This window comes from Aromatoleum sp. (assembly GCF_035254505.1).
GTDB lineage: Bacteria > Pseudomonadota > Gammaproteobacteria > Burkholderiales > Rhodocyclaceae > Aromatoleum.
In genome coordinates this window covers 1-9,302 of sequence record NZ_DATFAO010000019.1, presented here as the reverse complement: position 1 = coordinate 9,302, position 9,302 = coordinate 1, and the positions used below count along the sequence as shown (strand labels likewise).

The following is a 9,302-nucleotide window of genomic DNA, read 5'->3' as shown; positions in this document are numbered from 1 at the left end:
CCGAACTTGGTCGGGACCTTGTCGTAGAAATTCAGCGCACCAGCCGACTGCACTTCGTTGTCGCGCAGGCGGAAGGAGATCAGCACGGCCTTCTTGATCCACTGATTGACGGTCCAATTGCCGTCGATCTTCTCGGCGACGCGCAGGCGGCCGGAATCCAGTCCGTTGATGACTTCGGCCACCGCATCGCGGATGACGGCCGGCGCCGACAAGGGCGACAGGCTGGCGCGGTTTTCGAAGGCGTCGTCTATGATCTTTTGCAGTTCTTGCATGGGGAATTTCCGATTTTTTCAGAGAGTTTGGCAGAAGGCTGCGATTCGTTCGGCAGCCTCCAGGCATTCGGACGTCTCGGCCACGAGGGCAATTCGCACGAAACCGGCGCCCGGATTGACGCCGTTGGCCTCCCGGGCAAGGAAACTGCCGGGCAGGACCGTGACATTATATTCAGCCTGCAGGCGGCGGGCGAACTCGGTGTCTGAGATCGGGGTCTGCGCCCACAGGTAGAAGCTCGCATCGGGGCGTCCGACCTTGAGGTGATGCGCGATGATCGGGGTCACGCGGTCGAATTTCTCGCGATACAGGCGGCGGTTTTCGACGACATGTGCTTCGTCGTTCCACGCCGCGGTGGAAGCGGCTTGCACCGACGGGCTCATCGCGCAGCCGTGGTAGGTGCGGTAGAGCAGGAAGGATTTCAGCGCCGCCGCATCGCCGGCGACGAAGCCAGTGCGCATGCCGGGCACGTTCGAGCGCTTCGACAGGCTCGAGAAGACGACGATGTTGCGGAAATCGGTCCGTCCGCACTTGAAGGCGGCTTCGAGCGCGCCGATCGGCGGAGCGTCTTCGTCGAAATAGATCTCCGAGTAGCATTCGTCGGCGGCAATCACGAAGCCGTAGCGGTCGGACAGCGCGAAGAGCTTCTCCCATTCCGCCTGGCCGATGACGTGCCCGGTCGGATTGCCGGGGGAGCAGACGAAGATCAGCTGGACGTCACGCCACACGCTTTCGGGAACGGCGTCAAAGTCAGAGCCGAAGCGGTTTTCCGCAAGATTGTTAATGAACACCGGTTCGGCGCCGGCGAGCAGGGCCGCACCTTCGTAGATCTGATAGAAGGGGTTCGGGCTCAGCACCTTCGCGCCGGGACGGGTGCCGTCGACGACGCATTGCGTGAAGGCGAAGAGGGCTTCGCGCGAGCCGTTGACCGGCAGGACCTGGGTCGCTGCGTCGACTGCGGGCAGTTTGTAGCGGCGTTCGAGCCAGCGCGCGATCGAGGTCCGCAGCGCCTCGCTGCCTTGGGTCGTCGGGTAATTGGCGAGCCCGCCCAGGTTGTCGATCAGTGCCTGCGTGATGAAGCTGGGCGTCGCGTGCTGCGGCTCGCCGATCGATAGGCGGATCGGTTTCAGTTCGGCGGGCGGCGTGATGCCCGCGAACAGCGCGCGCAGTTTCTCGAAGGGGTAGGGCTGGAGGCGGGCGAGGTTGGGATTCACGTTCTATCGGCTCTGCAGCAAGGTAAAGGCATTAAGCCGGCGATGGTATCATGTTGAGCTTTGGCTGGCCGCGCAGGGGCGGCGGTCGTGCTTCGTTCGCATTTCACCGGTCCGGTCCTTCGCTCAGACGTGCGTCTTTCCAAGCTAAAACTCGCCGGTTTCAAGACCTTCGTCGATCCCACCACGGTGCTGACTCCCGGCAATCTCGTCGGTGTGGTTGGACCGAACGGCTGCGGCAAATCCAATATCATCGATGCGGTTCGCTGGGTGCTTGGCGAGAGCCGGGCGAGCGCCTTGCGCGGCGAATCGATGCAGGATGTCATCTTCAACGGTTCGACGACCCGAAAGCCCGTCTCGCGCGCGAGCGTGGAACTGGTCTTCGACAATGCCGAAGGGAAGGCCGCCGGGCAATGGTCGCGCTACGCGGAAATTTCGGTCAAGCGGGTACTCGACCGCAGCGGCGAGTCGACGTATTTCCTGAATAACGTCCAGGTCCGCCGCAAGGACGTGATCGACCTCTTTCTTGGCACCGGGCTTGGGCCGCGCGCCTACGCAATCATCGAGCAGGGCATGATCTCGCGCATCATCGAGGCGAGGCCAGAGGAAATCCGCGGCTTTCTCGAGGAAGCGGCGGGTGTCACGAAGTACCGCGAGCGTCGTCGTGAGACGGAAGGGCGGCTCGCCGATGCGCGGGATAACCTCGCGCGTCTCGATGACATCCGTATCGAACTCGGAGAGCGGATCGGGCATCTAGAGGTGCAGGCCGAGATCGCGGCGCGTTACCGCGATCTGAACACGGCACACGTCCAGCGCCAGCAACTGCTGTGGATGCTCAAGCGCAAGGAGGCGCGCGCGGAACAGACCCGGCTCGAAGGCGAATTGAACACGTTGTCCGCAAAGATGGAGTCGGACAGTGCGCGGCTGCAGGAACTCGAGACGGCGGTCGAGACGGCGCGGACGGCGCATTTCGACGCGTCAGAAGCCGTGCACGTCGCGCAGACGGATTTGTTTGCCGTTTCCGCCGAAGTGACGCGCCTGGAGGCCGAATTGCGGCATCTGGACGATGCCCGCAAGCGTCTCGAAGCACGTATCGCGCAGCTTGTTACCGACGAAGGGCATTGGCAGGCGCATCGCGAGGCTGCACTGGGCGAGCGGGATCGCTGGAGCGGGCTCAAGGACAATGCTGCGATGCGGGTAGAGCAGGCCGAGGCGCGACATGCGGAGATCGCGGATCGCTTGCCGGAGGCGGAGTCCGCCCGCCAGACGGCAGACGCCACGGTAGCCACGGCGCGTCGCGAACTTTCCCAGACCGAGCAGCAGCTTCGCGTTGAGGAGGCAAATCGGGCGAGCGCGGTGCGGGCACTGGATGCCTTGAGTCAGAGGCGCGACCGTCTGAGCGCCGAAACCGGGAGCATCGAAGGGCCGGACGAGGCCGCTGTCGCGCAGAAGGAGGCCCGGCTCGAGATGCTGCAGGATCAGCACGAGGCGCAGCAGCGCGAGCTCGCCGAAATCCAGCAGCGCCAGCCGGAGGCGCAGGCCGCATTGAAGGCCGCGCTCGAGCACGAGCGGCAGATGCAGCGGCGCCTGACCGAACTGCGGGCACGCCGCGACGCCCTCGTGCAGCTTCAGGACCGTGTGCAGTCGCAGGGGCAGCTCGGCGACTGGCTGAAACGCCACGAGCTGGCCGAGTTGTCGCCCTTGTGGCGTGAGCTGCGAGTCGAGCCGGGCTGGGAAACGGCCGTCGAGGCGGTGCTGCGGGAGCGGTTGGCGGCGCTCACCGGCGAGGTGGCGGACGCCGCGCGTGCGATGTTCGACGAGCCTCCGCCGGGCTCGTTGGCGGTCGCTTTCGCCGACGGATCGTCGACCTCTGCCACGCCGCGAGAGCTGGATGGGGCATGCGCGCTACTCGACAAAGTCGAGATCGGCGATTCGCGCTTCGCAGGCATCATCGCCGACTGGCTCGGCGGCTGCATGGCCGTCGACTCCCTGGCGGCGTGGATCGATCGCAGGGATGAGATTCCAGCGGGCATCGCGCTCGTCGCGCCCTCGGGGCAAATCCTCACGCGGCATGCGCTCGTGCACTACGCACCGGACAGTCGCACGCACGGTGTGATGGAACGTCAGCGCGAGATCGATATGCTGGTCGAGAGCTTTGACGCGCTGGAGGAGGAGGCCGGCTTTGCGCACGACGCAATGCTGGCCGCCGAATCGGTGGCGGCGGAGCTTCTGGAACGGAGTAACGCGCTGCGGCGCGAGCTGCAGAACGCGCAGCAGGAGGTCCATCGGGAACAGGTCGAGCTTCTCAAGTTGACGCAGGCCCGTCAGCGTGCCGAAGAGCGTCGTGATCAACTCGCGGGCGATCTTGAGGATCTGGTCCATCTGGAAGGTACCGAGCGCGAGCATTTGGCCCGTGCCGAGATGGAACTGGCCCGCGCAGCTGAACTGGCCGACCTTCAGCGGGAGCGCCTCGACGGCGCTATGGAGGTGCTGGCCGAACGCGACAACGTGCTGCGTGAAGTACGGGCGCTCGAGCAGGCGACCGCGCGCGAATTGCAGGAGGCACGCTTTTCGGAGCGCGAATGCGGTGGGAAGCTGGATGACGTCGCCCGCAACCTGCAATTGGCTGGAGAGCAGCTCGAACGGATCACAGCCGAACTGCTCGCGCGCCGGCATGAACTGGAGGCGACCGACAGCGGCCGCAGCAACGATGCGCTGCAGGAAGCGCTCGCGCTGAGGGAAAGGCGCGAGGCGGCCCTGGCGGCTCGCCGTGATGCCCTCGAAGCGGCTGCCGCCTCCTTGCGCCAGACCGAGGAGATGCGGCTGCGCACCGAACAGGATGCGGCGCCGGCACGCACGCGGGTCGCGGAGCTGCGCCTCGCCGTGCAGGCGGCCGAGTTCGCCGGAGCGCAGCTCCAGGAGCGGCTCACGGAGGCCAAGGCGGACGAAGCGGCGCTGGAACCGCTGCTGACCGCGGACCTGCGCGAGACTTCGCTGGTACGTGAAGTCGCGCGCCTGGCCCGCGAAATCGCTGATCTTGGCCAGGTCAACCTCGCGGCGCTGGATGAGCTGCGTAGTGCGCAGGAGCGCAAGGGCTATCTCGACGTCCAGTACGACGACCTCATGGAGGCGATCGAAACGCTCGAGGATGCGATCCGCAAGATAGACCGTGAAACACGTGAACAGCTTCAAGAGACCTACAATACCGTCTCGCAGCATTTTGGGACGCTGTTTCCGCAGCTATTCGGGGGCGGTCAGGCCCGGCTGGTGCTCACGGGCGACGAGATTCTGGATGCGGGCATCCAGATCGTCGCTCAGCCGCCCGGCAAGAAGAACACGTCGATCCACCTGCTTTCGGGCGGCGAGAAGGCATTGACGGCGATTGCGCTGGTGTTTTCGATGTTCCAGCTCAATCCCGCGCCATTCTGCATGCTTGACGAGGTGGATGCTCCACTGGACGATACGAATACGGAACGGTATGGTCAGATGGTGAAGCGTATGTCATCGCAGACGCAATTCATCTTCATCAGCCACAGCAAGATCACGATGGGGATTGCGCAGCAGCTGGTTGGTGTGACGATGCAGGAGCAAGGTGTCTCCCGCGTGGTAGAAGTGGATATCGAAGAGGCGCTGCGACTGGCCGAGCCGGCAGCCGCCTGACAACGGGAATCGAGATGGATAGCGAATTGCAGATTGGACTGGCCGCCCTGGGGGTGGCAGCGGTCGTCAGTATCGTGGGCTACAACAAATGGCAGGAACGCAAGCATCGGCGGGAGGCTGAGCTCGCATTCAAGTCGGAACATCGTGACGTGCTGCTTGAGCCGAACGATGGCGGCGCGTCCGTCGATGAGCGTCTCGAGCCGTCCGTGGCGGGGCGAGGCGAACGACACGGGCACGCGGCGGCGCGCGATCCCGGCTTGCGAAAGGCCACTCCACGGCCGCCCGAGCAGGTTGATTCGCGCGTCGATTGCATCATCCGCATCGAATCGATCGAACCGCTGGAGACACCGCGGTTGTGGGCGGCGCAGGGCGAGCAACTCATGGGGATCTCGAAGCCCGTGCGCTGGTACGGGTTCGACGATGCGCAGAATGTGTGGCGCGAACTCAATGCGCACAGTGCCGGTGCCTACCACTGGTTCTGCGCGGCGATGCAGATGGTCGATCGGCGCGGGCCGATCAGCGAAACGGATCTGATGCATTTCTCGGGCGGTGTGCAGCGCGTTGCCGAGACGTTCTTCGCCGTGCCGGCGGAAGTCCCGTCGAGCGGCGAAACGCTGCGCAATGCGGCCGAGCTCGACCGCTTTTGCGCCGGCGTCGATGTACAGATCGGCATCAACATCGTGAGCAGCGGACAGCCTTTTCCGGGGACGAAGATCCGGGCGCTGGCCGAATCGAACGGGCTCGTCATGGGCAACGACGGCGCTTTCCATGCCTGCGACGAGGACGGTAACACGGTGTTTACGCTCAGCAACATGGAGCAGAACATCTTTGCCGCCGACACGATGCGGAACATCGCGACGCACGGCATGACCCTGCTGATCGACGTGCCGCGCGTTCCGAACGGCGTCTTCGCCTTCGAGCGCATGATGCGGCAGGCGGCGCAGATGGCCGAGGCGCTGCAGGGCATTGTCGTCGATGACAATCGCTCGCCGCTCGGACCCGAGGCGGCGAACATGATCCGCAACCAGATCCAGCATTTCCAGGCTCAGATGGCGAGCGGTAGCATGGCAGCCGGCGGGCAATTGGCGATGCGGCTGTTTTCCGACTGATGCTTGCTTCATCTGAAGCGTTCGAGCGCGCCGCCCAGTTGCGATGCGAGCTCGATGCGCACAACCACGCCTATTACGTTCTCGATGCACCGACTGTTCCGGACGCCGAGTATGACCGGCTGTTCCGCGAACTGGAGGCGCTCGAAGCGAAGTACGCCGAGCTTGCTACGCCTGATTCGCCGACGCAGCGCGTGGGCGGAGCGCCGATGCCCGAGCTCAGGCCGGTCCGTCACAAGGTGCCGATGCTGTCGATCCGCACCGAGACCGATACGACCAGCGGCGGTATCGTGGCTTTCGACACGCGCGTGCGTAATGCACTTGGGATGGGCGACGCCGACCCTGTCGTGGAGTATGCCGGCGAGCTGAAGTTCGACGGGTTGGCGATCAGCCTGCGCTACGAGGACGGAGTACTGATCAGCGCTGCGACCCGGGGCGACGGCGAGACGGGCGAGGACGTGACGCACAACGTGCGTACGATCCGGCAGATTCCGCTGCGCCTCAAAGGCGATGCCCCGGCCGTGATCGAGGTGCGTGGCGAGATCTACATGCGGCGCGATGAGTTCGACAAGCTGAACGCGCGTCAACTCTCTGCGGGCGAAAAGGTGTTCGTCAATCCGCGCAATGCGGCGGCGGGGGCCGTGCGGCAGCTCGACCCGCGAATCGCGGCCAAACGGCCCTTGTCCTTCTTCGCGTACGGACTCGGCGAGGTCGGCGACTGGAAGATGCCCGCGACGCACTCGAGCCTGCTCGATGCCCTCGCCGCGTTCGGTTTTCCGGTATGCGAGCACCGTGTTGTCGCCCAGGGCGTCGAAGCACTCGAGGCTTTTCACGACCGTATCGCCGCGCTGCGCGACAGCCTGCCCTATGACATCGACGGCGTCGTCTACAAGGTCAATCGCTTCGAGCTGCAGCGCGAGCTTGGTTTCGTGACGCGCGAGCCGCGATGGGCCGTGGCGCATAAGTATCCGGCGCAGGAAGAAATCACCGAACTGCTCGGCATCGAAGTGCAGGTCGGCCGGACCGGCGCGATCACACCGGTTGCCCGCTTGAAGCCAGTCTTCGTGGGCGGCGTCACGGTGACCAATGCGACGCTGCACAACGAGGAGGAAATCCAGCGCAAGGGGATCCTCATCGGTGACCATGTCATCGTGCGGCGGGCTGGCGACGTTATACCCCAGGTCGTCGCGGCAGTTGTAGAGCGGCGGACGGGAACGGAGCGGGCCTTCGTGATGCCGACGAGCTGCCCCGTGTGCGGATCCCATGTCGACAAGGCGGAGGACGAGGCGGTGGCGCGTTGCACCGGCGGGCTTTTCTGCCCGGCGCAGCGCAAGCAGGCCCTGCTGCACTTCGCGGGACGGCGTGCGATGGACATCGAGGGGCTGGGTGACAAGCTCGTCGATCAGCTGGTTGAGGCGGGCATCGTCAAGACGCCGGCGGACCTCTACAAGCTGGGCGTGCTGGCGCTGGCGAACCTGCAGCGGATGGCCGAGAAGTCGGCGGCGAACTTGCTTGCGGCGATCGAGAAGAGTCGGCATACGACGCTGGCGCGCTTCATCTTCGCACTCGGCATCCGCAATGTCGGCGAGGCGACGGCGAAGGATTTGGCGCGGCATTTCGGGGCGCTCGACCGCGTGATGGATGCAAGCGTCGAGCAGCTGCTGGAAGTGCCGGATGTAGGGCCGATCGTCGCGGAGAGCATCGCGGCGTTCTTCGCCGAAGCGCACAACCGCGAAGTGATCGAGCAGTTGCGTGCGGCAGGCGTGACGTGGGAAGAGGGCGCCCCGGCGGCGCGCGTGACGGGAGCGTTCGCCGGCAAGGTGTTCGTGCTGACGGGAACGCTGCCGACGATGAGCCGCGAGGACGCCAAAGCGCTGATCGAGGCGCGAGGTGGCAAGGTGAGCGGCTCGGTGTCGAAGAAGACGGATTATGTAGTGGCAGGTGCGGAAGCCGGGTCGAAACTGACCAAGGCGCAGGAACTGGGTGTGGCGATCCTGGATGAGCCGGGACTGGTGCGCCTGATTGAGGCAGAAGGAAATGATGGCACGGACAATGGAACAGACCAGAGGCCGGCCTGAATCGTTATTCGAGGAACGGGAGAATCAAGAAATGAAGAGAGTCACGAAGGCCGTATTCCCTGTAGCAGGAATGGGAACGCGCTTCCTGCCGGCGACGAAGGCGAGCCCGAAGGAAATGCTGCCGATCGTGGACAAGCCGCTGATCCAGTACGCGGTGGAAGAAGCCGTCGAAGCCGGGATCACCGACCTGATCTTCATCACCGGCCGGACCAAGCGCTCGATCGAGGACCACTTCGACAAGGCCTATGAGCTGGAAACCGAACTGGTGGCGCGCGGCAAGAAGGAACTGCTGGAGATCGTCAAGAAGACGGTGCCGAAGGGCGTGAACTGCGTCTACATCCGCCAGTCCGAGGCGCTCGGCCTGGGGCATGCAGTGCTGTGCGCGGCGCCCGTGGTCGGAGACGAAGCCTTTGCCGTGATCCTCGCGGACGACCTGCTCGACAACCACGGCGCGCCGGCGGTAATGGAACAGATGGTGGGCGTCTATAATTACAACCGTTGTTCCGTGCTTGGCACGATGAACGTGCCCCGCGAGGATACCCGTCAGTACGGCATCGTGAGCACCGAAACCCAGACAGGCGACGTGCAGCGCGTGACTGGCATCATCGAGAAGCCGAAGCCTGAGGATGCGCCGACGACCCAGGCCGTTGTTGGCCGTTACATCCTGACGCCGCACATCTTCGATCACCTGCGCTCGATCAAGCCGGGCGCGGGCGGCGAGCTGCAGCTCACCGATGCGATCGCCTCGCTAATGAAGGAAGAGGCGGTGCTCGCATACCAGTTCAAGGGTGTGCGCTACGACTGCGGTTCGAAGCTGGGCTACCTGAAGGCGACGGTGGAACTCGCGCTGCGTCACCCGGAAGTGAGCGAAGAGTTCGCGGCTTATCTGGCCACTCGCGGCTGAGGATAGCAGTCCATACGGCCGCCGTTTCCGGTGGCCGAACAACAAAAAGGCGCTGCCGCGGCAGCGCCTTTTT

General features: G+C 64.6%; 5 protein-coding genes and 1 pseudogene. 4 read left to right on the top strand and 2 right to left on the bottom strand.

Annotation, left to right across the window (positions count from 1 at the left end):
* Together VJ673_RS03995 and dapC are read right to left on the bottom strand one after the other, a co-directional pair.
* Nucleotides 1–272 (bottom strand): annotated as a pseudogene (locus tag VJ673_RS03995) (2,3,4,5-tetrahydropyridine-2,6-dicarboxylate N-succinyltransferase); the annotation flags it as partial.
* 18 nt (nt 273–290) lie between these two features.
* A complete protein-coding gene (gene dapC / locus VJ673_RS03990; protein ID WP_324124739.1) occupies nt 291–1,484 on the bottom strand; it encodes a succinyldiaminopimelate transaminase in 1,194 nt (397 codons plus the stop codon).
* 129 nt (nt 1,485–1,613) lie between these two features.
* Here dapC and smc point away from each other — a divergent pair, with 129 nt between their 5' ends.
* From smc to galU, 4 genes are read left to right on the top strand one after another with little or no spacing between them, the layout of a single operon-like run.
* Nucleotides 1,614–5,141, top strand: coding sequence for a chromosome segregation protein SMC (gene smc / locus VJ673_RS03985; protein ID WP_324124740.1), 3,528 nt, complete (start codon nt 1,614–1,616; stop codon nt 5,139–5,141).
* A 14-nt stretch (nt 5,142–5,155) separates the two neighbouring features.
* Complete coding sequence (locus tag VJ673_RS03980) at nt 5,156–6,250, top strand: cell division protein ZipA (RefSeq protein ID WP_324124738.1); 1,095 nt, start codon at nt 5,156–5,158, stop codon at nt 6,248–6,250.
* Nucleotides 6,250–8,325: an NAD-dependent DNA ligase LigA gene (gene ligA / locus VJ673_RS03975; RefSeq protein WP_324124737.1), complete on the top strand. Its 2,076-nt coding sequence runs from the start codon at nt 6,250–6,252 to the stop codon at nt 8,323–8,325. The genes VJ673_RS03980 and ligA overlap by 1 nt, the downstream gene beginning before the upstream one ends.
* A gap of 31 nt (nt 8,326–8,356) precedes the next feature.
* Complete coding sequence (gene galU, locus VJ673_RS03970) at nt 8,357–9,229, top strand: UTP--glucose-1-phosphate uridylyltransferase GalU (protein WP_324124736.1); 873 nt, start codon at nt 8,357–8,359, stop codon at nt 9,227–9,229.
* Nucleotides 9,230–9,302 lie beyond the last annotated feature (73 nt).

Coding starts and splice junctions, on each gene's coding strand:
- VJ673_RS03980 (WP_324124738.1), top strand. CDS start 5,156: ATGGATAGCGAATTGCAGATTGGACTGGCCGCCCTGGGGGTGGCAGCG.
- ligA (WP_324124737.1), top strand. CDS start 6,250: ATGCTTGCTTCATCTGAAGCGTTCGAGCGCGCCGCCCAGTTGCGATGC.
- galU (WP_324124736.1), top strand. CDS start 8,357: ATGAAGAGAGTCACGAAGGCCGTATTCCCTGTAGCAGGAATGGGAACG.